Below are 23299 nucleotides of genomic sequence, written 5' to 3' on the forward strand. Positions count from 1 at the left end.
GGGATCCATCACTTCTTGGTCTTCCCCCGCGGCGTTGCCTGCCCGAACTTCTCCGCCAGTGCCCGCTCCACGCACGCGGGCACGAACTTGGACACGTCCCCCCCGTACTGCTTGACCTCCTTGACGATGGATGAGGACAGGAACGAGTACTGGCCCGCGGTCATCAGGAACACGCTCTCGATATCGCTGTCGAGGTCGCGGTTGGTGAGGGCGAGCTGGAACTCGTAGTCGAAGTCCGACGTCGCTCGGAGCCCGCGCACCACCGCTGCCACCCCCAGTTCCTTGGCGCACTCGATGAGGAGCCCGGAGTAGGTGATCACTTCCACCTCTGCGATGCCCTCCTCAGCTAGCGCCTGTTCCACCAGCCATCGGCGCTCGGTGGCGGTGAACAGGGGGGCCTTGCGCGGGTTCTCCACCACGGCCACGATGAGCTTGTCGAACAGGCGCTTGGCCCGCTTGAGGATGTCCAGGTGCCCGTAGGTGATGGGGTCGAAGCTCCCCGGGTAAAGGGCGACGCGCATCAGGTCACCGCCACGTGAGGACGCATCAGGCGCCGCAGCCGTTCCGCCGACGGCCCCACCGCCGCCCATGCCGCCTTCTCCGGGGCGAGGAACCGCCGGGCCAGCTCCTGCACCTCGTCCGGGGTCACCGCGCTCAGGCGCCGCACCACCTCGTCCGGGGGCAGGGGCGTACGGCCCAACGCCGCCGCGGTGCCGAGGCGGACCATGCGCCCGTTCGGGTTGTCCAGGCCCAACAGGAAGGCGCTGGTCAGGCGCTGGACCGCCCGGGCGAGGTCGGCCTCGTCCGGGGGGGTGCGAACGAGCTCCTGGATCTCTGCCCACATGAGATCTAGCACCTGCGGGAGCTTCCGTTCCTCGGTGGCAACGTAGACGGCGAGCGACCCGGCATCGGTGTGGTAGGCGGTCACCGAGAACACCGCGTACACCAGGCCCAGCTCCTCCCGGATCCGCTGGAACAGCCGTGAGCTGACGCCACTGCCGAGGAGGGCGTTCAGCACCTCCAGACCGTGTCGGTCCGGGGAGGCGGCCGGCACGGTGGGGAACCCCAGGGCCACGTGCACCTGCTGGATCTCCCGCTCCGCCACCGCCACCCCGTTGCCCGGGCGCGGGGGGAAGCGGGGCCGGGTCTGGTCATCCTTTCCCCCCGCCCCGAATTCCTCCGCCTGGAGGAGCAGGGGTTCCGGGTCCACCTTGCCGCAGGCGACGAGGGTCATCCGCCCCGGCCGGTACCAGTCGTGGAAGAACCCCCACAGGTCGTCCGGCTGGATCCGGGCCACCGAGTCCAGGCGGCCGATCACCGGTCGGCCCAACGGGTGCCCCGCGGGCCACAGTTCCTCCGCCAGGAGCTGAAACGCCACCTCCTCCGGATCATCGTCCAGGGTGCGGATCTCCTCCCCCACCACCACTTGCTCCCGGCAGAGGTCGTCCGGGGAGAACCGGGGAGAGGTCACCAGCTCCTGGAGGATCTCCAGGGCCGCGGGGAGCCCGTGATCGAGGACGGTGGTGAAGTACGAGGTGTACTCGTTGGTGGTGGCGGCGTTGAGGTGCCCGCCGAGGGCATCGATGGCCTGGGCGATCTCCAGGGCGGTACGGCGCTCGGTGCCCTTGAACGTCATGTGCTCCACGAGGTGGGCCAGGCCCTCCCTCCCCGGCGGGTCGTTCCGGCCCCCGGCCCGCACCCACAACCCGAGGGCCACCGACCGGAGATGGGCCATCGGTTCCACGAAGAGCTCGAGGCCGCTCGACGCCTTCCCCGCCCAGCACCCGGGGTAGAGTTCGGTCATCCCTCGGCGCCTTCGACGTGCACCGGGCTCTCGGGGAGCACCCGCCGTAGCTTGTACCGCTTTTCGCGGCCCTGTTCGTCGATCTCCAGGATCTCCACCAGCATCCGGTCGCCCTTCTTGGCCACCTGATCCGGCTCCGCCTTTGCCCCCAGCCGCGACTTGTGCACCAGCCCCCGCACGCCCGGAGCGATCTCCACGAACACCCCGTAGTCCACGACGTTCGTGACCTTGCCGGGCACGATGTCCCCGACCTTGAGGGTTGGCTTCTCCTGGACCAGCTTGAACCGGGGGCGCCCGGTGTCGTCGGCGCCGATCACCTCCACCATGACCTCGTCGCCCACCTGGACCACGTCCTCCACCTTCTTCACGTAGCCATCGGACAGGTTGGAGATGTGGACCAGGCCGTCCACGCCGGGGCGGAGCTCGACGAACGCCCCGAACGGGGCCAGGCGCACCACCTTGGCCCGGAACGTCATCCCGACCTCCAGCTCCTCGGTCAGTTCCTGGATCATCTCTCGGGCGCGGGCCACGGCGTCGGCGGAGTCGCCGACGATCTTCACCGTGCCGTCGTCCTCGATGTCGATCTCGGTGCCCGTGTCCTCCTGGAGCTTGCGGATGACCCGGCCGCCAGGGCCGATGACTGCCCCGATCTTGTCCGGGTTGATGTGCAGGACGTCCAGGCACGGCGCGTACGGGGAGAGGCTGGGCCGCGGTCGCGGCAGGACCTGTTCCATCAGGTCGAGGATCGCCAGGCGGGCGGCCCTGGCCCGGGCCAGCGCCTCGCGCATGAGGTCGGCGGAGATGCCCCCGGTCTTCACGTCCAACTGGAACGCGGTCACCCCGTCCCGCGTCCCGGCGACCTTGAAGTCCATGTCCCCAAAGTGGTCCTCGAGGCCGATGATGTCGGTGAGCACCACGTACCGCCCGGTGGCCTCGTCCCCCACCAGGCCCATCGCCACCCCGGCCACCGGACGCTTGAGGGGGACCCCAGCGTCCATCATCGCCAAGCACCCCGAGCACACCGAGGCCATGGACGAAGACCCGTTGGACTCGATGATCTCGGACACGACGCGAATGATGTACGGGAACTCGTCCTCGGATGGAAGCACCGCCGCGAGCGCCCCCTCGGCGAGGCGGCCGTGCCCGATCTCCCGCCGGGACGGCGGCCCGATGCGGCCGGCCTCCCCCACCGCGAACGGGGGGAAGTTGTAGTGGAGCATGAACCGCTTCAGACCATCCTCCATCATCAGGTCCACGATCTGGGCGTCACGCCGGGTGGCGCCGAGGGTGCATGTGCCCAGGGACTGGGTCTCGCCGCGGGTGAACAGGGCCGACCCGTGCACCCGGGGAAGGAGCCCGACCTGGATCGTGATCGGCCGGAGCTCGTCCGGACGGCGGCCGTCCATGCGCTCGCCCCGGTCCAGGACGAGTCGGCGGGCGAACTCCCGGTACACGTCCTCGAACGCAGCCATGGCAAGGCTCTCGATCCGCGTCCGCTCCTCCTCGGGGCAGCCGGCGGCCACCGCGGTCGCGGCCTCCTCGGCCAGGGCCTCGGCCAACCGCTCCCGCGCCCGTTTGCTGGGCGCCCGCTTGAGATCGCTCAGCCGATCCCACACCAGGGCCTTCACCCGCTCCCGCACCGCCTGTTCCTCGGCCGAGGGGGCGACCGCCTCGCGCTTGGTCACCGCATGGCGAGCGGCGAACCGGTCCTGGAGGGCGATCAGCTCCCGGATCACTTGGTGTGCGGTCTGGATGGCCTCGACCACCTGGTCCTCGGCGATCTCCCGCATGTGCCCTTCGACCATGGTCACCGTGGACCGGGTCCCGGCGACGACGATGTCCATCGGCCCTTTCTCCCGGACCTCATCGCTGGGGTGGACCACGATCCGGCCCTCTTCCATGCCCAGCCGCACCCCGGCCACCGGCCCCTGGAACGGGGCCGGCGAGATGAGCAGCGCGGCAGAGGCGCCGAGGAGGGCGGCCACGTCCGGCGGGGCGTCCTTCTCCGCCGAGAGCACCGTGGCCACGATGTGCACCTCTTCCCGGTATCCCTCCGGGAACAGGGGGCGGATCGGGCGGTCGATCAACCGCGCCGCCAGCACCGCCTCATCCGAGGGCTTGCCCTCCCGCTTGAAGAACCCCCCGGGGATCTTCCCCCCGGCGTAGAACCTCTCCTCGAAGTCCACCCGCAGGGGGAAATAGCCCAGGTCCTGTTCCGTGGGCGCGCACACCACCGTGACCAGGACCTTGGTGTCGCCCCAGGTCACGAGCACGGCGCCGTCGGCCTGGCGGGCCACAGCGCCGCTCTCCAGTCGAAAAACCCGTCCTGCTACTTCTGCTTCCTCAACTACTGGCATTCGTTTCACACACCTCTTAAGTTCAGGTCTTGGATCAGCCTCGTGTACCGGCGGGGGGCGGTTTGGTGAAGGTACCGGAGCAACCGCCGTCGTTGACCCACCAGCTTGTGCAGGCCACGGCGGGAGTGGAAATCCTTGCGGTGCACCTTGAGGTGCTCGGTGAGCTGCTCGATCCGCGCCGTGAGCAGGGCCACCTGCACCTCGGTCGAGCCGGTATCCGCGGGGCTTTGGGCGAACTTTCGGATCAATTCCTGCTTTGCTTCCTTCGAGAGCGCCACGTTCCACCTCCAATCGCCCGTCCCCAAGCGGGCGTACGCCTGGGGGGGGTTCAATTACCGAAAGCGCCGGGCCAGCTCTCGGCAGCGGGCCATCACCGCTTCCTCGTCGAGGGTCATGAGCTCGCCCTCGACGAGCAGCAGCCGCCCGTCGACGAACACCGTATCCACGTCCGCCCCTTGTGCGGAGTAAACGAGGTCCGCCAGCGGGTTATGCCCGGGACATAAATGGGGCTTGTCGAGCGTCACCAGCACCCCATCTGCCCGACATCCGGGCTCTATTGTACCCAGTTCCTTGCCCAGGCCAAGGGCGGCCGCCCCGCGCCAGGTGGCGCAGGCCAACGCCGCGGCGGCGGGGAGGGCCTCCGGGTCCTCGGCCTTCTGCTTGGCGAGGATGGCGGCGAGGCGCGTCTCCTCCACCATGTTGAGGTCGCCGGCAGAGCCGGCCCCGTCCGTGCCCAGGGCCACGTTCACCCCGCCCCGCAGCATCTCCGCGACCGGGGCGATCCCGCACGCGAGCTTCAGGTTGGAGGTGGGGCAATGGACCGCACTCGCCCGATGGGCGGCGAGGATCTCGATGTCCTTCTCCGTCATGTGCACGCAGTGGGCGGCGATGACGGGGACGCCGAACACGCCCAGGCCCTCCAGCCACTCCGCCGGGGACCGCCCGGTCTCCGTCCGCATCCGGTCCACTTCCTCCTTCGTCTCCGCGAGGTGGGTGTGGATGGGAACCTTAAGCTCCCGGGCCAGGGCGGTGGCGTTGCGCCACAGCTCCGGCCCGCACGTGTATGGGGCATGGGGGGAGAGGGCGGCCCGGATGCGGCCCTCGGCCTTTCCGTCCCATTCGCGTACGAACGCCTCGGCCCGGGCGAGCTCGGGCTCGATCCGGTCCGGGGTGGGGGCGAGGATCCCGTACGAGAGGAGGGCCCGGAGGCCGGCCTCGTCCACCGCTTGGGCCACCTCTTCCATGAAGAAGTACATGTCGGCGAACGCGGTGGTCCCGGACCGGATCATCTCGATGAGGCCGAGGAGGGAGAACCAGTACACGTCCTCCCCGGTGAGGTTCCGCTCCGCCGGCCAGATCTTCTCCGTAAGCCAGCGCATGAGGGGGAGGTCGTCAGCCAGCCCGCGGAACAGGGTCATCGCGAGATGGGTGTGGGCGTTGACCAGACCCGGGAAGAGGAGGCGTCCTTCCCCGTCGATCACCCGGTCGAACTCCCCTCCCGCCCCGCCGCCTTCCACGACCGCCGCGTACCGGCGGCCCTCGATCACCACGTCGGCGTGGGGGATCACCCCCCGGTCTGGTCGTGGGATCACCGCTGTCCCTCGGATGAGGATGCGCATGAAATACGAGTATAAACCCAGGCCCCCTTTTTCGGCCAATCCTGGGTGCGCTATCATGGGGCGAGTGGAGATGGAGGGCAGGTGGGCGGAACAGGTGGCGTGTGACTTTCTTCGCGCCCAGGGGATGAGGATCGTGGCCCGCAATTGGCGCTGGCGGGGCGGGGAGATCGACATCATTGCCAAGGATGGGCCGACGTTGGTGTTCGTGGAGGTAAAGGGACGGGCCAGTGGGAGGTTCGGAGGGCCGGAGGAGGCGGTGACCGCGGGGAAGCGGCAGCGCCTATGGCGAGCGGCGCAGGCGTTCCTCGGGGGGACGGCGGAGGAGGTGCCGGTGCGGTTCGACGTGGTGGCGGTGGGCCCGGATGGGGTAAGGCACGTACGGGATGCCTTCGGCGAAGAGGATGTTCGCCCAGGTGCTTAGCGGGACCCCGTACGGGGTGGAGGCCAAGCTCGTCGAGGTCCAGTGCGATGTGGGGGCGGGCCTGCCCGGATTCACCATCGTCGGCCTCCCGGAGAAGGAGGTGTCCGAGGCCCGGGATCGGGTGCGCACGGCGATCCGCAACGTGGGCCGATCCTTTCCCCAGCTCCGGGTCACCGCCAACCTCGCCCCGGCCGACCTCAAGAAGGAAGGGGCCGGGTTCGACCTCGCTCTGGCCGTGGCCTTGCTGGTGGCGACCGGGCAGGTCCCTGCGGAGCGGACCCGCGGGGTCGTGTTCTTGGGGGAGCTGGCCCTGGACGGGGGACTGCGCCCGGTGCGGGGGGCGCTGTCCGTGGCCCTCGCCGCCCGCGAGGCCGGGCTCACCCGGATGATGGTGTCCGCGGCCTCGGCCCCCGAGGCGGCGTTGGTGGAGGGGCTCCTCGTCTATCCGGTGGCCGACCTTGGGGAGGCGGTGGCGTTCCTCGCCGGGGAGCGGGACATCCCCCCGGCCCCCCGCGTGCTCCCCGAGGCGGACCCGCCGGACTGGATCGACCTCGCCCTCGTCCGCGGGCAGGAGCATGCCCGCCGGGCGCTGGAGATCGCGGCCGCCGGCGGCCACCACCTCCTGATGGTGGGACCTCCGGGAGCGGGGAAGTCCCTCCTCGCCCGGTGTCTCCCGGGGATCCTCCCGCCCCTGTCGTTCGACGAGGCCCTCGAGGTGACCCGCATCCACTCCGTGGCCGGGTTGCTATCCCCGGAACGGCCGCTCGTCCGGTGGCGGCCGTTCCGCTCCCCCCACCACACCATCTCCTACGCGGGCATGGTCGGCGGGGGGCATGGGGTTCCCGCCCCGGGGGAGATCACCCTTGCCCACCACGGGGTCCTGTTCCTGGACGAGCTGCCCGAGTTCGACCGCAAGGTCCTGGAGGCCCTGCGCCAGCCCCTCGAGGAGCAGCGGATCACCGTGGTCCGGGCCGGGGTGAGCGTGACCTTTCCCGCCTCGTTCATGTTGGTGGGGGCGATGAACCCCTGCCCGTGTGGCCACCTCGGGGACCCCCTGCGCCCCTGCCGCTGTCGGCCCCACGAGGTCGTGCAGTACCGGAAGAGGCTCTCTGGCCCGTTCCTCGACCGGATCGACCTCTTCGTGGAGGTGCCTCGCCTGACGAGGGACGAGCTCCTCGGCGAGGGGGGAGGGGAGCCGTCGGAGGCGGTGCGGGCGCGGGTGGGCGCGGCCCGGGAGGTTCAGCGGCAGCGGCTGGACGGCCGGATCCACACCAACGCGGAGATGGGCCCGAAGGAGGTGCGCCGGTGGTGCCGGCTGACCCCGGACGTCCGGCAGCTCCTCGCTCGGGCGGTGGACCACTTCGCCCTCACCGGCCGCGGTTACGTCCGCGTGCTCAAGGTGGCGCGGACGATTGCGGACCTCTCCGGGGCCGATACCATCCAGCCCGAACACCTGGCGGAAGCCCTGCAGTACCGGGCGTTCTCGGAGGAGGGGATAGCGTGAAACGCACGGCGTTCCTATGTGCGGTCCTGATGTGGGCCTCGTTGGCCCTGGCCCAGCAGCCGTTCACCGTGGGTCGGGTGGAGGTGGTGGGGAGCGCGAATGTGCCCACCGCGGAGATCCTGGCCGCGGTCGGGTTCAAGGCCGGGGACACGGTGGACGCGGCGCGGGTGCGGGCCGCGGTCCAGGCCATCTCGGGCCTCGGGTACTTCGCGAGCGTCACCCCGGAGCTGGCCGTGGAAGGGGACATCGTGGTGGTCCGGTTCCGGGTGGTCGAGTTCCCCAAGATCGAGCGGATCACGATCGAGGGGGTGCCGCCTGCCCCCAAAGGTTCGGGGACCCTATGGTCTTGGATCCAGGCGGCGCTGGCGAGCCCGCCCCGGCCGAGCGAGTCCAGGATCCGCGAGATCCTCAAGGAGCACGGGATCAAGCCGGGCCAGGTCTTGAACCAGGTCAAGCTGGAGGGGGCCCTCAAGGCGGTCCTGGAGGAGTACCGCAAGAAGGACCTGGCTACCGTCCAGATCGGGCGGATCATCCCCGGAGCGGAGCTGGTGATCGAGATCCAGGAGCTCCCGGTGCTGGGGCACCGGTTCCGGGGCCTCGTCACCGTGCCGGAGGAGGAGGCGCGGGCCCTCGTGTCCGTGCCGGTGGGGGCGCTCGGGAAGATCTCGGACATCCAGGCCACCCTGACCCGACTGGGCCGGGCGGTGTACTTCGCCCAGGCCGGCGTGGTCCCCGAGCTCGGCGACGGGGGGGTGTGGCTGACCTGGGAGGTCACGGAGCGAACCGTCCTCGCCGAACCCGCCTCGGTGCGGGGGATTGAGCTCCTCGGGGTGACCGCATTCCCCCTGGACCGGTTGACCGGACGGATCGCCCCCCTGCCCACCGGACCGGCCACCAACTACGACGTCCTGCGCGCCCTCGCCGGGGTCAACGAGTACTACCGGCGGGAGGGGTACTTCATGGTGGAGTTCGTAGGGGAGGGCATTGCCGGCGGCATCCTCCGGGTGCGGGTGAAGGAGGGGCGGATCCAGAGGATCGAGGTGGGCGGCTCCCCCCGGACCGCGGAGTGGGTGATCCGCCGGGTGATGGACCTCGCGGAAGGGCAGCTCCTCACCGAGGCCCGGTACACCGCGGCCCGCCAGGCCCTGATGGCGCTCGGGTACTTCAGCGACGTGCGCCTGGAGCCGAGCTGGACCGATGAGGGCCTCCTGCTCACGGTGACCGTGACCGAGCAGGAGAAGCTGGGGAGCATCCAAGGGACGATGACCTACTCCCCCCAGGAAAAGGGCCTGGTTGGAAACCTATCGTATGCGCAGAAGAACCTGTTTGGTACTGCGCAAGATGTGTCGGTATCCCTCGCCCAAGGGCTGGGGGAGGCCGGCTCCACCACGTGGAGCCTGGGCTACCGCGCCCATTCCTTCCCCGTCTACGATCTGGTGGGCCTTGACCTGTACCGCAAGGCGACCGGAAAGGACCCGACCACGGTGACCCTCGGGGGCAGCGCTACCCTGTCCTACCCGATGGCCCCTTACCTCGACCTCACCCTGACCCTGACCAGCGAGCGGGCGTGGGAGGTTCCGGACGAGAAGGCGCTCGACCCCCGGACCGCGGTCGAGGTCGGCCTGGCCTACGACGACCGGGACAGCCCGTTCTTCCCGCGCACCGGAAACCGGGGGCGCCTTGCGGTGGAACAGGCGGGCCTGTTCGCCCCGGGGGTGGAGTACCTGTCCCTCCGGGCGGAACTCTCCCGGTTCTGGCCGGTGGACATTGTGGCCCCGTTCTGGGATGGCCGGGCGGCCCTGGCCGGGCGGGTCCTCGTGCGGTGGGGCGTGGGCCTGCCGGAGCGGTTCTGGTTCGACCTGGGCGGGGTGGACTCGGTGCGAGGGGCAAGGGGCGTGCGCACGGACCGGCTGGCCTTGCTCAACACCGAGCTTCGGTTCGAGCTCGTCCAGGGGGCTTTCCTGGCGCTGTTCTGGGACCTTGGGGCGGACCTGACCCAGTTGGGGCGGGTGAAGTCGTCCATCGGGCTGGAGATCGCCGCGTACGTCGCCGGCATGTTCGTGCGCATCGACATGGCCTGGCCATCCGATCGGCCGTTCTCGTGGGTGCCCGCGTTCGAGTTCGGGATGAGCCCGATGTTTTAAGCTAGAATGACCAGCATAGGAGGGAAGCGATGAAGATCAACGTGGTGGTGGCCCTGCTCGTGGGGGCGCTGGTCCTAGGGTTCGCCGGCGGGATCGTGGGCGGGCTGGTGTTCGCCCCCAAGGGCGACGGGGACACGCAAGAGCTCACGTCCCGGATCGTGAAGCTCGAGGAGCGTCAGGCGGCGGTGGAGGGCCGGGTCGCCGGCATCACCCAGGGCGGATCCGGGCTCAAGGTGGGGGTGGTGGACGCAGAGACCCTGTTCACCCGGGTGTTCCTGCCCCAGGTGGAGGCCGAGCGGGCGGCGATGACGGCCAAGGCCGAGGACATCCAGGACCTCCAGGCCGACTACGCGGCGGGGAAGATCGAGCCCGACCAGTACCAGCAGCGGTACCTCCGCCTCCAGGCGGAGTACATCCAGGCTGCCCTCAAGGTCAACCTCGTCATGCTCGACAAGATGATCGCCTCCCCGGGGTTCCTCAACCTCCGGGCGGACCTGGAGAACGTGCGGACCCAGGCCAAGCCGATCACGGACGAGGTGGAGAAGGCGGTCCGGGAGGCCCAGGTCACGATCCTCGATCCCCAGGGGTTCAGCGAGCGGCTGACCGAGCTGCGGGCCGCGTTCCAGCAGCTCGATCAGCTCCTCACGCAGGTGGCGGCGGTGAAGATCCTGGAGATCTCCCAGCAGGTGGCCAAGGAAAAGGGGTACGACCTCGTCCTGCGCACCAAGGACGTGGTCCTGTACCGCCGGGAGGGGGCGGTGGTCGACCTGTCCGCGGACGTGGAGCAGCGGTTGTGGAACCTGTTCCCAGCGAGATGAGATGACGTGGACGTGGAGGCCCTGAAGCGCCGCCTGCCTCTCGGGTACCCGTACCTCCTCCTCGATCGTGTGGTGGAGCGGACGGAGAACGAGGTGGTGGCCCAGAAGTGCGTCACCGTCAACGAACCCTACTTCCAGGGCCACTTCCGTCCCCCGTACCCGTCCCTCATGCCGGGGACGATGATCGTCGAGGGGATGGCCCAAGCCGCTGGGCTCCTGTTTGCGGAAGGGGAGCTCGTGGTGCTGGCTGGGGTAGACCGGGCCCGGTTCCGCCGCCCGGTGGTGCCCGGGGACCGCCTCACCTTTCGCGCCCGGGCGGTGCGGCGCCGGTCGGGCCTGATCGTGGCTGAGGTGCGGGCCGAGGTGGACGGCGAGACCGTGGCCGAGGCCGAGGTTACCCTGGTCAAGGTCGATGTGGGAAAAGCTGATTGAGTCGGTGCCCAACGTGTCCGAAGGCCGCGACCGGGAGGCCATCGAGGCGATGGCCGCGGCGATGCAGGCCGTGCCCATGGTGCGTCTGCTGGACGTGCAATCCGACCCCGATCACCACCGCACCGTGTTCACCCTGGTCGGGGAGCCGGACGGGGTGGTGGACGCGCTCCTCGCCCTGTTCGCCTCCGCCCTGCCGCGGATCGACCTCCGCCGGCACCGGGGGGAGCACCCGCGGATGGGGGCGGTGGACGTGGTGCCGCTCGTCCCCGTGCGCGGGGTGACCATGGCCGACTGTGTGGCCTTGGCCCGCCGCCTTGGACAGGAGGTGTGGGAGCGGTTCCGGGTGCCGGTGTACCTGTACGGGGAGGCGGCGGCCCGCCCCGAGCGGCAGGACCTCGCGGAGATCAGGAAAGGGGAGTTCGAGGGGTTCCCCGACAAGATCCAGAGGGCCGAGTGGGCCCCGGACTTCGGCGAGCCGGCCGTCCACCCCACCGCTGGGGTCACCGCCATCGGGGCCCGGGAGTTCCTGATCGCGTTCAACGTGAACCTGGGCACGTCCGACCTCGGGGTGGCCAAGGCCATCGCCAAGGCGGTGCGCGGCTCCTCGGGCGGATTCCAGTACGTGAAGGCGCTGGGCATCTCCCTGGCCGAGCGGGGCATCGTCCAGGTGTCGATGAACCTCACCAACTACAAGAAGACCCCGATCCCGAGGGTGCTCGAGTGCATCCGCCGCGAGGCCGCCCGGTACGGGGTCTCGGTGGTGGGAACGGAGATCGTGGGGCTCGTGCCCCAGGAGGCCTTGGACCAGGTGGCCGAGTACTACCTGGCCCTGGAGCGGTTCTCCCCGGACATGGTGGTCGAGCGACGCATCCAGGAGGCCCTGGGCTGATCCTGGACATCGACCGCGGACGGCACGCAGGATGATCACCACACACCACCTCCAGCTCTTGAGGTTGCCCTTGAGCTCTGAACCGCGGGTCTCTTCGGGTCCTCCGTGCGCTCTGCGGTGAGATCCGTGGGGTGGGCGTTCGGCCTTCGTCGGATCACCGTGCTCGGCCTGGGGCAGACCGGGCGGGCCCTCGTGTCGGCCCTGGCCCCGGCCGAGGTGTCCTTGTTCCTTTCGGAGAAGCGGCGCCTCTCTCCCGAGGAACGGAGGTTCCTCCACGGCCATGGCGTGCGCTGGGAGGAGGGCGGGCACAGCGAGCAGGCCCTGGACGCCGACCTCCTCGTGCCCAGCCCTGGGGTCTCCTCCCACGCCCCGGTGCTCCAAGAGGCCCGTGCGCAGGGGCTTCTCATCTGGTCGGAGATCGAGCTCGCGTTTCGCCTCGCCCGCCCCAAGGTCCTGATCGCCGTGACCGGCACCAACGGCAAGTCCACCACCACCGAGCTCGTCGGGGCGATCCTCGCGGCCGGGGGCCTCGCCCCGGTGGTGGCCGGCAACATCGGCCGTCCGGCCATCTCCACCGTGGACGAGGTCGCCGGGCGACCGTGGGTGCTCGAGGTGAGCTCGTACCAACTGGAGTGGACCTTCGCGTTCCGTCCCACGGTCGCGGTGTGGCTCAACTTCGCCCCCGACCACCTCGACCACCACCGCACCTTGGGCGCGTACTTCGCGGCCAAGGCGCGGATCCTCGCCCGCCAGACCGCGGACGACACGGCGGTCCTGCCGCCCGAGCTCCTGGCCCGGGTGGCGGTGCGGGGCCGGGGGGTGGACTACACCCAGGCCGTGTTGCCGGCGGGGTGGGGGGAGGGGCTTCCTGCTCACCTTGGGGACGACCTTCGGGCGGCGTGGGCCGCGGCATGCGCGGCCTTCCCCGAGCTCTCCGCGCGCCCACCTTCGTACCGAGAGATCCAGCCGGCCCTCCGCCAGCCCCATCGGTTGGAGCCGGTAGGGGAATACCGGGGGATCCCGTTCGTCGATGACTCCAAGGGCACCAACGCCCATGCCACCGCCGCCGCTTTGCGCGCGGTCGCCGGGCCGGTGGTGCTCATCCTCGGGGGCCGACACAAGGGGGGTGGGTACGAGGCCCTCGCTCCTCTCCTGCGGGACAAGGCCCGTCACTGTGTGCTGATCGGTGAATCCCAGCGGTACTTCGCCGCCCTCCTCGACGGATGGGGGGTCCCGTACGAGCTCGCCCGCGACCCCCTGGACGCCCTGCGCCGGGCGTACCAGGTCGCCAAGCCTGGGGACACGGTGCTCCTCTCCCCAGCCTGCGCCAGCTTTGATCAGTTCAGGGATTACGCCCATCGGGGCGAGGCGTTTCGGCGGGCGTTCGCCCAGCTGTCCGCTGGCGACGTCCCCTCTGTCCCCTAACCCGAGGACGTTCCGCACCCGCGCCCCGGAACGATAGCCCGACCCCTGGCCGCCCAGGTCCTTTGGGTTTGGGGACATATGGACCACACTAGCCCGGCATGGGCAGCCTCGAGGGCAAGATCCTGGTGGTGGTCGTTTTTTTGCTCTTGGCGGGCCTCCTGTTCGTGTACTCGGCGAGCTTTCCCCTGTCCCTGCAGGCCACCGGAGACCCGCTCAGCTTCCTCAAGCGGCAATGCATCGGGGCGGCGCTGGGCCTGGTGGCCATGGTGATCCTGTGGCGCCTGGACTATCACGTGTGGGAGAAGATCGATGATGTCCTCCTCTTCGGCGCGTTCGCCCTGCTTCTCTTGACGTTGGTGCCACCACTGGCGGAGGGGTCGCGCTGGCTCCGGCTGGGCCCGCTGCCGTTCCAGCCATCCGAGTTCGGCAAGGTTGCCCTCGTCCTGTACGTGTCGGGGTCCCTCGTCCGGCGAGGGGAGCGGATCCGCGATTTCCGGGACGGGGTCGTGCCGTACCTCGTGGTGGTGGGGGCGTTTGGGCTCATCCTCCTGTTCCAACCCGACTTCGGCATGCTCATCCTGTACGCGGCGGTGGTGGCGTTCCTGTTGTGGGCCGGGGGCGTGCCCGTGCGCCACCTGCTCCTCGCCGCGGCTGCGGTCGTCCCCCCCGGGGCGTTGCTCCTGTTCACCGCTCGGTACCGGCTCGAGCGCCTGATCGCGTTCCTCAACCCCGAGGCGTACCGGGATACCTACGGGTACCAGGTGTACCAGTCGCTGATGGCCATCGGGGCGGGAGGGCTGTGGGGGCGGGGCATCGGCGCCTCGCGGGCCAAGCTCCTCTACCTTCCGGCGGCCCACAACGACTTCATCTTCGCCGTGGTGGCCGAGGAGACCGGGCTCATCGGCACGATGTGTCTGGTGGGGCTGCTTGGGCTCCTCGTGTGGCTGGGGTTCCGGGTGGCATCGCGGGCCCCGGACCGGCTGGGAGCACTGTATGCGTTGGGGAGCTCCTTTCTCCTTGGGTTCCAGGCCCTCCTCAACCTGGGGGTGGTGGTGGGGTTGTTGCCGGTGACCGGCCTCACCCTACCGTTTGTCAGCTACGGAGGTTCTTCGCTCATGGTCAGCTTGGCGCTCACAGGGGTGCTCCTCGGGGTGGCCCGGGCGGCCCGAGCTTCGGCGGTGGCGGTGTTGGTGCCGGAGGTGCGGGCATGAGGGTGTTGGTGGCCGCGGGCGGCTCCGGCGGGCACATCTATCCCGCCCTGGCGGTGCTGGAGGAACTGCGGTCCTCGGGGCGCCTCTCCGCCGCCGGGTGGGTAGGGCAGCCGAACGGCATGGAGGCCCGGATCTTGTCCGGTTATCCGTGGGTCAAGTTCTTCGCGCTCCCGTCGCGGGGGCTGGCCCGCAAGCGGCCGTGGGCATGGCCAGGGGCCCTTCTCCAAACCGGTCTCGGGGTGGTCCGGGCGGTGCGGATCGTGCAACGGTTCCGCCCCGATGTCGTCCTTGGCATGGGCGGGTACCCCGCGTTCGCCCCGGGGGTGGCGGCGAAGCTCCTCGGCGTCCCGGTGGCCATCCACGAGCAGAACGCGCGCATGGGCCTGGTGAACCGGGTGTTGGCCCCGCTCGCAGACCTCGTGCTCTTGTCCTTCCCCATCACCTGCGGCGCGCCCCGGCGGAAGCGAGGCGTCCTCGTCACCGGGAATCCGGTGCGGGCGGACATCGTCCGCCCCCGCCGCGTGCTGGGGGACGAGCTGCTGGTGATGGGGGGGTCATGGGGCTCGCGGGGGTTGGTGGACGCGATCGTGCGGGCTGCGCCGTCGTTGGCCCAGGTGCCGGGGCTGCGCCTGCGGGTGGTGGTCGGGGAGGCGGCCCCCCCGGAGGAGGTGACGCAGAGGCTCCGTACGGCCGGGCTGGGCCAGGCCGAGGTGATCCGGTACACGGACCAGGTAGGGGAGGCGCTGTCCCGGGCCCGGCTGGTGGTGGCCCGGGCCGGGGCCACCACCGTGGCCGAGCTGGCCGCTGTCGGCTGTCCAGCCGTGCTCATCCCATGGGGCGCGGCCGCCGATGGCCACCAGCACGCCAACGCCCACGCGTTGGCCGAGGCCGGGGGGTGCGTGCTCATCGAGGACCGGGTCCTCGTCGGCCTCGACCTCGGGGCATTGGTGTCCCAACTGTGGCGGGACGAGGCCAAGCTCGCGGCGATGGCCGCGGGAGCCCGCCTCGTCGGCCGGCCTGACGCCGCCCAGCGGGTGGCGGAGGCGCTGGTCCGCCTGACGGAGGCGAGGGCATGACCGGGCTTGACGGACGGGTTCACCTCGTGGGCATCGGTGGGGACGGCATGGCCGGCCTTACCCATCTCCTGCGGGAGGGAGGGGCCACCGTGTCCGGCTCCGACGTCCGCGACTCCCCGCGACTCTCCGCGCTGCGGCCGTGGGCCGAGGTGTACGTGGGGCATCGGGCCGAGCACCTCCCGGAGAACGCGGATGCGGTGGTGTTCTCTTCGGCCATCGCCCACGACAACCCTGAGCTCGTGGCGGCGCAGGGGATTCCCATCTGGCCGCGGCTCCCGGCGCTGCGAGAGGTGCTGCGCGACCGCGAGCTCGTGGCGGTGGTCGGCACCCATGGCAAGACGACGACCACCACCTGGGTTGCCCACCTCTTGCGGGCGGTGACCGGGGAGGGTGGGCACTACGTGGGGGGCGAGGTCCCTGGCCTCCCTTCGGCCACGCTGGGGGGAGGGAAGGCGTTCGTGGCTGAGGTGGACGAGTCCGACGGTCGGTTCACCTGCCTCGAGCCGGCGGTGGCGGTGCTGACCTCGGTGGACAACGATCACGTGGGGACCTACGGCGGATTCGCCGGCCTGCGAGAGGCGTTCGCCCGGTTCCTAGCCCGGGCGAAGAAGGCCGCGGTGTGCGCGGACGATCCGGTGGCGGCGCGGCTTGGCCTTGAGCTCCAGCGCCCGCTGACCTACGGCCTGAGCGAAGACGCCGACCTACGTGCGGTGGGGATTGAGTACCACCGCGAGCGGGCGGCGTGTGAGCTCCTGGTCCACGGGAGACCGAGCGGAGAGGTGGAGGTCCCCGGCCCGGGGGCGCACAACGTGCGCAACGCCCTCGGGGCGCTTTCAGCCGGGATGCTCCTCGGTCTGCCTCTATCTCTCCTGGTCGACGCGCTCCGCACAGCCCCCCGCCCCCGCCGGCGGCTGGAGGTCTTGGAGGAGAACGGGTACCTGGTGGTGGACGACTACGCCCATCATCCCACCGAGGTCGCGGCCGGGCTTGCCGCGCTGCGGGTGGGATGGCCGGAGCGCCGAATCGTCGCGATCTTTCAACCCCATCGGTACTCCCGCACGAAGGCCCTGGCTGGGGCGTTCGGGCAGGTGCTGGCCCGCGCCGATCGTGTGGTGGTGACCGAGGTCTATCCCGCGTTCGAGCGGCCGATCCCCGGGGTGAGTGGGCGGCTGGTGGCGGACGCGGTCCAAGCCGCCGGGGGGCGGGCCGTGTTCCGGGCCGGGCTTGCGGGGGCGATGGATGCGGCGGCGGAGGTCATCCGGCCGGGGGACGTGGTGGTGTGTTTCGGGGCGGGGGACATATGGCGACTTGCACGCGAGATGGCTCGTGGGCTCTCCTACGGGTACTAGGGGATCTCCCCGGTGAGATTCGGGTGAACGAACCGTTGGCTCCCTACACCACGTTCCGCATCGGCGGTCGGGCGTGGGCCATGTTTCGTCCCTATGGGCCGGAGGCGTTGGCGGAGGCGGTGGTGCGGGCGCGGGCCCACGGGTTCCCATGGCTGGTCCTGGGTGGGGGGTCCAAGGTGCTCGTCCCCGACCAGGGGTTCCCGGGGTTGGTGGTCCTGACCTCCGGGCTCACCGGCTGGCACGAAGAGGACGACCTCCTGCGGGTGGGGGCGGGGGCGGCCCTGCCCAAGGCGGCCCGCCACGGCCTCGCCAAGTTGGCGGGGATCCCGGGCACGGTCGGGGGGGCGGTGGCGATGAACGCCGGCACCACGTACGGGGCCATCGCCGAGCAGGTGGTGTGGGTCCGGGCCCTCCTTCCGAACGGGCGGGTCCATACGTTCCGGCCCGAGGAATGTGGCTTCACCTACCGTGACTCCCTGTTCCGTCGGGTGCGCCTGCCGGTGTTGGAGGTGGGACTCCGGCCGGTTCCCGGCCCGGCGGTGGAACCCCTCCTCGCCGAGCGGCGCGGGAGCCAGCCCCTGAACTTGCCCTCGGCCGGGTGCGTGTTCCGCAACCCCACGGACGCCCCACCCGCGGGGTGGCTGATCGACCACGCCGGCCTGAAGGGGGCGCGCATCGGCGACGCGGTGGTGTCGGAGCGGCACGCCAATTTCATCTGCAACCTCGGCCGGGCCCGGGCCAGCGACGTGTTGGCCCTGGTGGAGCGAATCCGCGCCCGGGTCGAGCGGCTGTTCGGGGTGTGGCTGACGCTGGAGCTCGAGGTCGTGGGGGAGTGATCCGGGCATTTCGGGCCGGCTGCCTGGCCCTGGTATTGGCCGTCCTGCTCGTGGCCACCCTGCGCTGGGGGGGATGGTGGCGGATCCGGGAGGTCCGCGTCCCCGAGACCCGCTATTTCACCACCGAACAGTTGACAGAGATTCTACTGGGTGCTAATGTACTCCGATTGGACATTAAGGGAGTCCGGGACGTGGTTCGGCGTGACCCGAGGGTCCAGGAGGTGCGGATCAGGGTTCGACCGATATGGCAGCGGGTTGAAGTGGACATCCGGGAAAGGGAGCCGGTGGCACAGGTTCGGCTGAAGCAAGGGCAGGCGGTGTGGGTAGACGCCGAAGGGGTGATCCTCGGGGTTGCGCCGGAGGCGGCGTTGGTCGGCATAGTTCCCGAAGGGCCGCGGGTCCGTCCGGAGGCGGTGGCCGCGGCCTTGTCCATCGCTCGTCTCGATCCCGAGCTGCGCACGTCCTTTCCCGTGTTCGACGCTTCTGATCCGGACTGCGTGGTAGCCAAGGGAGCTGGGGGCCCCACCCTCCTCCTTGGTGCGATTGGTCAGCTCGGCGACAAACTCGCTATCCTAGAAGGGTTATGGGACATGGATGGACTTGCCAAGTACGCGGCGGTGGACCTGCGGTGGGGGGACCAGGTGATCCTCACAAGACGCCGATGAGGGTGGTGGTCGGATGAGGCGGGAGCGGCTGGTGGTGGGGTTGGACGTGGGGACGACCAAGGTGGCCTGTCTTGTGGCCAACGTGGTCGATGATTTCATCGAGATCATCGGCATGGGGATGGCTCCTTCCCGGGGTCTGGAGAAGGGTGTGGTGGTGGACATCGGCCGCACCATCCAGTCCATCCGCAAGGCGGTGGAGGAAGCGGCAAACATGGCCGATATGAAGGTGGAAAGTGCCTACGTGGGCATCGCCGGGAAACACATCCGGTCCCTCAACAACTCGGCTACGGTGTCCATTACCCGCCCGGATCGCATCATCACCGCGGAGGACGTGCGGCGGGTGGTGGAGGCGGCCCGGACGATGCCCCTGGCCCCGGACGTGGAGCTCATCCACGTCATCCCGAGACAGTACATCGTGGACGGCCAGGAGGGGATCACCGACCCGGTGGGCATGACCGGCACGCGCCTCGAGGTGGACGTGCACATCGTGATGGGGTCGGTGACCGCGGTCCACAACCTGGTGCGGTGCGTGGAAGCCCTCGGGATCAGCATCGCCCAGATCGTGCTCGAACCGCTGGCCTCCTCGATGGCCGTGCTGTCCTCGGCGGAGAAGGAGCTCGGGGTGGTGCTCCTCGACTGCGGCGGCGGGACCACCGACCTCTCCGTGTTCCGCGGTGGGGACATCTGGTTTTCCAAGACCATCCCCATCGCCGGGGAGCACATCACCAACGACATCACCGTGGGCCTTCAGACCCCGATCGAGGAGGCGGAGCGGATCAAGAAGGCGTACGGGACCTGCCTTGTGGACGCGGTGGGAGACGAGGAGAAGATCGAGGTCGCCACCATTGGCGGGGAAGGGACGAAGACCGTGTCCCGCAAGAAGCTCGCCAAGATCATCGAGCCGCGGGTGGAGGAGATCCTGGATCTGGCGATGCAGGAGGTGGAGGACGCTGGGTACCGCGACCTCATCCCGGCGGGGATGGTCATCACCGGGGGCACGGCGTTGCTGGACGGGATGGTGGAGTTCGCCCAGCGTCGCTATGGGATCCCTGCCCGGCGTGGCAGCATCCCTCAGGGCATCCACGGCCTGCGGGACATCGTGGAGTCCCCGGTGTTCGCCACCGGGATCGGGCTCCTCAAGTACGCGGTGGAGGGGCGTGACTTCGTGCGCTCGAAGCGATCTCGGTCCGGGGTCGCCGGCGGGGGCATGTTCAACAAGCTGTTCCGCTGGTTCCGCAAGTTCTTGCGGGGGTGAACGGGGATGATGGGCGAAAGCCCGGCCAAGATCATGGTGGTGGGGGTGGGCGGTGGTGGCGGAAACGCGGTCGACCGCATGACCCGGGCCGGGCTCACGGGCGTGGAGCTGGTGGCGATGAACACCGATGTCCAGGTGTTGGAGATGGTGGAGGCCCACCGACACCTCCAGATCGGGATCAAGCTCACCGGGGGATTGGGGGCGGGCGGGGACCCGGAGATCGGGCGGCTGGCGGCCGAGGAGTCCCGGGAGGACATCGCCGACCTCCTGGAGGGCTTGGACATGGTGTTCGTCACCGCAGGGATGGGCGGTGGTACCGGCACCGGGGCCGCCCCGGTGGTGGCCGAGGTGGCCAAGGAGCTCGGCGTCCTCACCGTGGCCATCGTCACCCGGCCGTTCTCGTTTGAGGGCCTGGCCCGGGCCCAGAAGGCGGAAATGGGCATCCAGCGTCTGTCTAAGAACGTGGACGCCATCGTCACCATCTCCAACGACCGCCTGCTCAAGGTCGCCCCCCCGGACATGCCCCTCACCCGGGCGTTCGAGCTCGTGGACGAGGTCCTCCGCCAAGGGGTGCAAGGGGTGACCGAGCTCATCACCGTGCCCGGCCTCATCAACCTGGACTTCGCCGACGTGGAGGCGGTGCTCAGGGGGGCGGGGACGGCGATGATGGGGATCGGCGAAGCGGAGGGGGAGAACAAGACCCGCGAGGCGGCCCGCAGGTCCATCTCCTCGCCCCTCCTCGACTTCAGCGTCAAGGGGGCGAAGAAAGCGATCCTCAACATCACCGGCGGGGATGACCTTACCCTGGAGGAGGTCACCGCCGCGGCCGGGGTGATCCACGAGGCCCTGTCGGACAAGGCTGACCTCATCTTCGGGGCGACGATCCGGGAGGGAATGGAGAAGGCGCGGGTGACCGTGATCGCCACCGGGTTCCCGGCTGTGGCCGGGACCGAGGTCATCGGGTCCGAGGAAGAGACGATCCTGGAGCGGTACGAGCGCGAAGGCATTCGCGACGATTACGACATCCCCACCTTCCTCCGGCGGGCCCGCCGCCAAGAGCTCCCGTAGAGCCGGTGGATGGCAAGCCACCCTCGGTTCTCTGGTGGCCCTGGCTACTCTGGGAAGCGGTGGGTGATGGGCATCCGGCGCCCCATCCCGAACGCCTTCGGGGAGACCTTGATCACGAGCGGGAGTTGCTTCCGCTTGTACTCCGAGGCGTTGAGCCGGCGTAGGGCGTCGCGGGTGACGCTCTCGCCGAACCGGGCGGCGAGCTCGGTCCAGGACATGTTCTCCACCACCAGCGCCTGCACAAGAGGGTCGAGGACGTCGTACGGCGGGAGGTCCTGGTCGTCCCGCTGGTCCGGACGAAGCTCGGCCGACGGCGGCCGGGCCATGACGGGTTCCGGGAGCAAGGCGCGGCCGGCCTCCTCGTTGATGTGGTGGGCCAAGGCATAGACCTCGGCCTTCACGAGATCGCCGATCGGGGCCAGGGCTCCCACCGTGTCCCCGTACAGGGTGTTGTAGCCCATGGCGATCTCCGACTTGTTGCCCGGGCACAGCACCACGTGTCCGGTGGCGTTGGCCAGGGCCATGAGGAGAAGCCCGCGGATCCGGGCCTGGAGGTTCTCCTCCACTATCCCGCTCACCGGGACGTGGGGGGCGAGGCTCGCCCGCAGGGCATCGAGCGCGGGATCGATGGGGATCATCAGGAGGCGGATCCCCAGGTTGTCGGCCACGGCATGGGCGTTTTCATGGGAAAGCTCTCCCGTGTACGGCCCGGGCAGGAATGCCCCCAGCACCCGCGTTGGGCCTAAGGCCTGGCAGGCCAGGGCTGCCACCACCGCCGAGTCCACGCCGCCGGAGATCCCGATCACCACACCGGGGAGCCCGTTCTTCTCCACGTAGTCGCGGATCCCCATCACCAAGGCCTGGTGGATCTCGGCGATCCCGTCCTCCGGCGGCGGGGCCACCGGTACCCCGGCCGTGTCGAAGAGGTACACCCCCTCGGTGAACGAGGGCGCGGAAAGGAGGAACGCCCCATCGGGCCGGACGGCGAACGATCCACCGTCGAACACGAGCTCGTCCTGCCCTCCGGTGAGGTTGGCGTAGACAAACGGGGCCATGGCGAGCTCCGCCCACCGTCGGGCGAGGGCGTGGCGGATCGCGGGCTTGCCTTGGAAGTACGGGGATGCGGACACGTTCACGAGAAGATCCACCCCGGCCGCGGCCTGGGCGGCCAGCACCCCGCCCTCGTACCAGAAGTCATCGCACACCGACAGCCCCAGGTGCAGGCCTTGCCAGGAGTGCACGGCGACCTCGGTCCCGGGGGCGAAGAAGCGCTCTTCCTCGAACACGTCGAACGAGGGCAGGCGCTGCTTGGCTTGGTGGCCAACGATCTCGCTGTCTGCGATGAGGAAGGCCGTATTGTACAGGGCTAGGTCGCCGCCGAACGCGGCTGCCGACGGGTCGGCCCGGTTGGCCTCCCGATGCCCGGCCCGCAGGACGTGGCCGATGACCACCGCGATGTCCTGGGTTGCCTCCACCACGGCGTGGAACTCCGCCTCCGCGGCATCGAGGAACCCGCGGCGCAGGAGGAGATCTCGGGGGGGATACCCGAGGAGGGCGTGCTCGGGAAACACCACCAGGTCCGCGCCCTGGCCTCGGGCCTCGCCGATGGCGGCCACGATCTTGGCCCGGTTCCCGGCGAGGTCTCCCACCGTGGGGTTGATCTGCCCGAGGGCGATCTTCACCGGCGGTCCTTGTCCGCGCCCACGCAGTAGGTGACCCAGCTCGGGGCGTCGAGCAAGCGGTCGGCGTACTCGAGGATCGCCATGTCGTTCCCGGCGAGGAGCCGCGTCCGGGCATCGGAGAGCGCGGCATGGGATTCCTGATCGGGGAACTGGCGTGGTCTGAACTTGGACATCCGGCGGCGCAGAAACCCGGACAACCTCACCATGGCCCCAGCGTATACCCGGATTGCCCCCGTCCTGTCAAGAGGCCATCCGGCAGCCACTGGGCCGATCACCTGAGGCTATAAAGGTCGCCCTTCCGCCTGGGCTGGGAGGTGAGGCATGCGGTGGGATGGGTAAGCCACAGGCGGAAAGGCGCAAACTTACGGGCGGAGTATACCGGAAGCCTGCCCCGGGGTCGAGGGAGGGAGGGGATCCATTGGAACCGGGGTCCGGCGGAAGGTGAAACCTTCCCTTGCTCCCAATTGTGTATTCTTTCAAAGGCTAAGAACGGTTGTGCCCCGTTGTCTACTCTTTGTTGCGTCCCACTCCAGACCATGAGGTTGCTTCCACCCGCCCCAGTCGCGATCGGCCAACCAGTTGCCGAGGGAGGACCCCGTGGACATGGGGAGGGCCAAGGAGGGGTGTCACATGCTGTGCAAGGGTTGGGGCGTTGGGCTGTGCATCTTGTGGGCCTTGCTCGGGGGGCGCAGACGTACGGTCCGGGCGAGATCTGGTACGGTGGGGTCTACCATCGGATTTGTG

The 23299-nt window shown here is 69.7% G+C and carries 21 protein-coding genes; 14 read left to right on the plus strand and 7 right to left on the minus strand.

Going from position 1 to position 23299, the window contains the following annotated elements; translation table 11 throughout:
- Nucleotides 1–8 precede the first annotated feature (8 nt).
- From coaD to NUV94_04445, 5 genes are read right to left on the minus strand one after another with little or no spacing between them, the layout of a single operon-like run.
- Complete coding sequence (gene coaD / locus NUV94_04425; GenBank protein MCR4392026.1) at nt 9–521, minus strand: pantetheine-phosphate adenylyltransferase; 513 nt, start codon at nt 519–521, stop codon at nt 9–11.
- On the minus strand, nt 521–1804 hold the full coding sequence (locus NUV94_04430; GenBank protein MCR4392027.1) for an insulinase family protein: 1284 nt from the start codon (nt 1802–1804) through the stop codon (nt 521–523). Before NUV94_04430 ends, coaD begins: the two co-directional genes overlap by 1 nt.
- Nucleotides 1801–4161 carry a polyribonucleotide nucleotidyltransferase gene (pnp, locus tag NUV94_04435; GenBank protein MCR4392028.1) on the minus strand — a complete coding sequence of 787 codons (2361 nt, stop codon included), beginning with the start codon at nt 4159–4161 and terminating at the stop codon, nt 1801–1803. The genes NUV94_04430 and pnp overlap by 4 nt, the downstream gene beginning before the upstream one ends.
- 5 nt (nt 4162–4166) lie before the next feature.
- The gene (rpsO, locus tag NUV94_04440; GenBank protein MCR4392029.1) at nt 4167–4439 is read right to left on the minus strand and encodes a 30S ribosomal protein S15; all 273 of its coding nucleotides are present in this window, start codon (nt 4437–4439) and stop codon (nt 4167–4169) included.
- Nucleotides 4440–4493: 54 nt separating this feature from the next.
- On the minus strand, nt 4494–5780 hold the full coding sequence (locus NUV94_04445; protein ID MCR4392030.1) for an amidohydrolase: 1287 nt from the start codon (nt 5778–5780) through the stop codon (nt 4494–4496).
- 55 nt (nt 5781–5835) lie between these two features.
- On the opposite strand from NUV94_04445, the gene NUV94_04450 reads away from it, so the two are divergent.
- The 14 genes from NUV94_04450 to ftsZ all read left to right on the plus strand — a co-directional run bounded on the left by NUV94_04450 (nt 5836) and on the right by ftsZ (nt 20873).
- Nucleotides 5836–6201 (plus strand): YraN family protein, encoded by a 366-nt coding sequence (locus NUV94_04450; protein MCR4392031.1) that lies wholly within the window; start codon nt 5836–5838, stop codon nt 6199–6201.
- Entirely contained in the window at nt 6182–7705 is a 1524-nt protein-coding gene (locus tag NUV94_04455; protein ID MCR4392032.1) for a YifB family Mg chelatase-like AAA ATPase, read from the plus strand. Before NUV94_04450 ends, NUV94_04455 begins: the two co-directional genes overlap by 20 nt.
- Before the next feature lie 29 nt (nt 7706–7734).
- A complete protein-coding gene (locus NUV94_04460) occupies nt 7735–9849 on the plus strand; it encodes a BamA/TamA family outer membrane protein (GenBank protein ID MCR4392033.1) in 2115 nt (704 codons plus the stop codon).
- Nucleotides 9850–9878: 29 nt separating this feature from the next.
- A complete protein-coding gene (locus NUV94_04465) occupies nt 9879–10667 on the plus strand; it encodes an OmpH family outer membrane protein (protein ID MCR4392034.1) in 789 nt (262 codons plus the stop codon).
- Nucleotides 10668–10673: 6 nt separating this feature from the next.
- Nucleotides 10674–11099 carry a 3-hydroxyacyl-ACP dehydratase FabZ gene (gene fabZ, locus NUV94_04470; GenBank protein ID MCR4392035.1) on the plus strand — a complete coding sequence of 142 codons (426 nt, stop codon included), beginning with the start codon at nt 10674–10676 and terminating at the stop codon, nt 11097–11099.
- The gene (ftcD, locus tag NUV94_04475) at nt 11080–11988 is read left to right on the plus strand and encodes a glutamate formimidoyltransferase (protein MCR4392036.1); all 909 of its coding nucleotides are present in this window, start codon (nt 11080–11082) and stop codon (nt 11986–11988) included. The genes fabZ and ftcD overlap by 20 nt, the downstream gene beginning before the upstream one ends.
- A gap of 105 nt (nt 11989–12093) precedes the next feature.
- A complete protein-coding gene (locus NUV94_04480) occupies nt 12094–13413 on the plus strand; it encodes a Mur ligase family protein (protein MCR4392037.1) in 1320 nt (439 codons plus the stop codon).
- Nucleotides 13414–13511: 98 nt separating this feature from the next.
- Nucleotides 13512–14624 carry a putative lipid II flippase FtsW gene (ftsW, locus tag NUV94_04485; GenBank protein ID MCR4392038.1) on the plus strand — a complete coding sequence of 371 codons (1113 nt, stop codon included), beginning with the start codon at nt 13512–13514 and terminating at the stop codon, nt 14622–14624.
- Nucleotides 14621–15700: a UDP-N-acetylglucosamine--N-acetylmuramyl-(pentapeptide) pyrophosphoryl-undecaprenol N-acetylglucosamine transferase gene (locus tag NUV94_04490; protein ID MCR4392039.1), complete on the plus strand. Its 1080-nt coding sequence runs from the start codon at nt 14621–14623 to the stop codon at nt 15698–15700. The genes ftsW and NUV94_04490 overlap by 4 nt, the downstream gene beginning before the upstream one ends.
- The gene (gene murC, locus NUV94_04495; GenBank protein MCR4392040.1) at nt 15697–17049 is read left to right on the plus strand and encodes a UDP-N-acetylmuramate--L-alanine ligase; all 1353 of its coding nucleotides are present in this window, start codon (nt 15697–15699) and stop codon (nt 17047–17049) included. Before NUV94_04490 ends, murC begins: the two co-directional genes overlap by 4 nt.
- 23 nt (nt 17050–17072) lie before the next feature.
- Nucleotides 17073–17885, plus strand: a complete 813-nt coding sequence (gene murB / locus NUV94_04500; protein MCR4392041.1) for a UDP-N-acetylmuramate dehydrogenase — start codon at nt 17073–17075, stop codon at nt 17883–17885.
- Nucleotides 17882–18550: an FtsQ-type POTRA domain-containing protein gene (locus NUV94_04505; GenBank protein MCR4392042.1), complete on the plus strand. Its 669-nt coding sequence runs from the start codon at nt 17882–17884 to the stop codon at nt 18548–18550. Before murB ends, NUV94_04505 begins: the two co-directional genes overlap by 4 nt.
- Nucleotides 18551–18563: 13 nt before the next feature.
- Nucleotides 18564–19805, plus strand: a complete 1242-nt coding sequence (ftsA, locus tag NUV94_04510; protein MCR4392043.1) for a cell division protein FtsA — start codon at nt 18564–18566, stop codon at nt 19803–19805.
- A 9-nt stretch (nt 19806–19814) separates the two neighbouring features.
- A complete protein-coding gene (ftsZ, locus tag NUV94_04515) occupies nt 19815–20873 on the plus strand; it encodes a cell division protein FtsZ (protein MCR4392044.1) in 1059 nt (352 codons plus the stop codon).
- A 44-nt stretch (nt 20874–20917) separates the two neighbouring features.
- Here ftsZ and NUV94_04520 read toward each other — a convergent pair whose 3' ends face one another.
- Together NUV94_04520 and NUV94_04525 are read right to left on the minus strand one after the other, a co-directional pair.
- Nucleotides 20918–22555 (minus strand): NAD+ synthase, encoded by a 1638-nt coding sequence (locus NUV94_04520; GenBank protein ID MCR4392045.1) that lies wholly within the window; start codon nt 22553–22555, stop codon nt 20918–20920.
- On the minus strand, nt 22552–22761 hold the full coding sequence (locus NUV94_04525) for a hypothetical protein (GenBank protein ID MCR4392046.1): 210 nt from the start codon (nt 22759–22761) through the stop codon (nt 22552–22554). The genes NUV94_04520 and NUV94_04525 overlap by 4 nt, the downstream gene beginning before the upstream one ends.
- Nucleotides 22762–23299 lie beyond the last annotated feature (538 nt).

This window comes from Candidatus Acetothermia bacterium (assembly GCA_024653305.1).
Classification (GTDB): Bacteria; Bipolaricaulota; Bipolaricaulia; order Bipolaricaulales; family Bipolaricaulaceae; genus JACIWI01.

What these genes read in the sequence shown, in the direction of transcription:
- coaD (MCR4392026.1), bottom strand. Translation starts at nt 521, where the DNA reads ATGCGCGTCGCCCTTTACCCGGGGAGCTTCGACCCCATCACCTACGGG.
- NUV94_04430 (MCR4392027.1), bottom strand. Translation starts at nt 1,804, where the DNA reads ATGACCGAACTCTACCCCGGGTGCTGGGCGGGGAAGGCGTCGAGCGGC.
- pnp (MCR4392028.1), bottom strand. Translation starts at nt 4,161, where the DNA reads ATGCCAGTAGTTGAGGAAGCAGAAGTAGCAGGACGGGTTTTTCGACTG.
- NUV94_04445 (MCR4392030.1), bottom strand. Translation starts at nt 5,780, where the DNA reads ATGCGCATCCTCATCCGAGGGACAGCGGTGATCCCACGACCAGACCGG.
- NUV94_04450 (MCR4392031.1), top strand. Translation starts at nt 5,836, where the DNA reads ATGGGGCGAGTGGAGATGGAGGGCAGGTGGGCGGAACAGGTGGCGTGT.
- NUV94_04455 (MCR4392032.1), top strand. Translation starts at nt 6,182, where the DNA reads ATGTTCGCCCAGGTGCTTAGCGGGACCCCGTACGGGGTGGAGGCCAAG.
- NUV94_04460 (MCR4392033.1), top strand. Translation starts at nt 7,735, where the DNA reads ATGTGGGCCTCGTTGGCCCTGGCCCAGCAGCCGTTCACCGTGGGTCGG.
- NUV94_04465 (MCR4392034.1), top strand. Translation starts at nt 9,879, where the DNA reads ATGAAGATCAACGTGGTGGTGGCCCTGCTCGTGGGGGCGCTGGTCCTA.
- ftcD (MCR4392036.1), top strand. Translation starts at nt 11,080, where the DNA reads ATGTGGGAAAAGCTGATTGAGTCGGTGCCCAACGTGTCCGAAGGCCGC.
- ftsW (MCR4392038.1), top strand. Translation starts at nt 13,512, where the DNA reads ATGGGCAGCCTCGAGGGCAAGATCCTGGTGGTGGTCGTTTTTTTGCTC.
- NUV94_04490 (MCR4392039.1), top strand. Translation starts at nt 14,621, where the DNA reads ATGAGGGTGTTGGTGGCCGCGGGCGGCTCCGGCGGGCACATCTATCCC.
- murC (MCR4392040.1), top strand. Translation starts at nt 15,697, where the DNA reads ATGACCGGGCTTGACGGACGGGTTCACCTCGTGGGCATCGGTGGGGAC.
- ftsA (MCR4392043.1), top strand. Translation starts at nt 18,564, where the DNA reads ATGAGGCGGGAGCGGCTGGTGGTGGGGTTGGACGTGGGGACGACCAAG.
- ftsZ (MCR4392044.1), top strand. Translation starts at nt 19,815, where the DNA reads ATGGGCGAAAGCCCGGCCAAGATCATGGTGGTGGGGGTGGGCGGTGGT.
- NUV94_04525 (MCR4392046.1), bottom strand. Translation starts at nt 22,761, where the DNA reads ATGGTGAGGTTGTCCGGGTTTCTGCGCCGCCGGATGTCCAAGTTCAGA.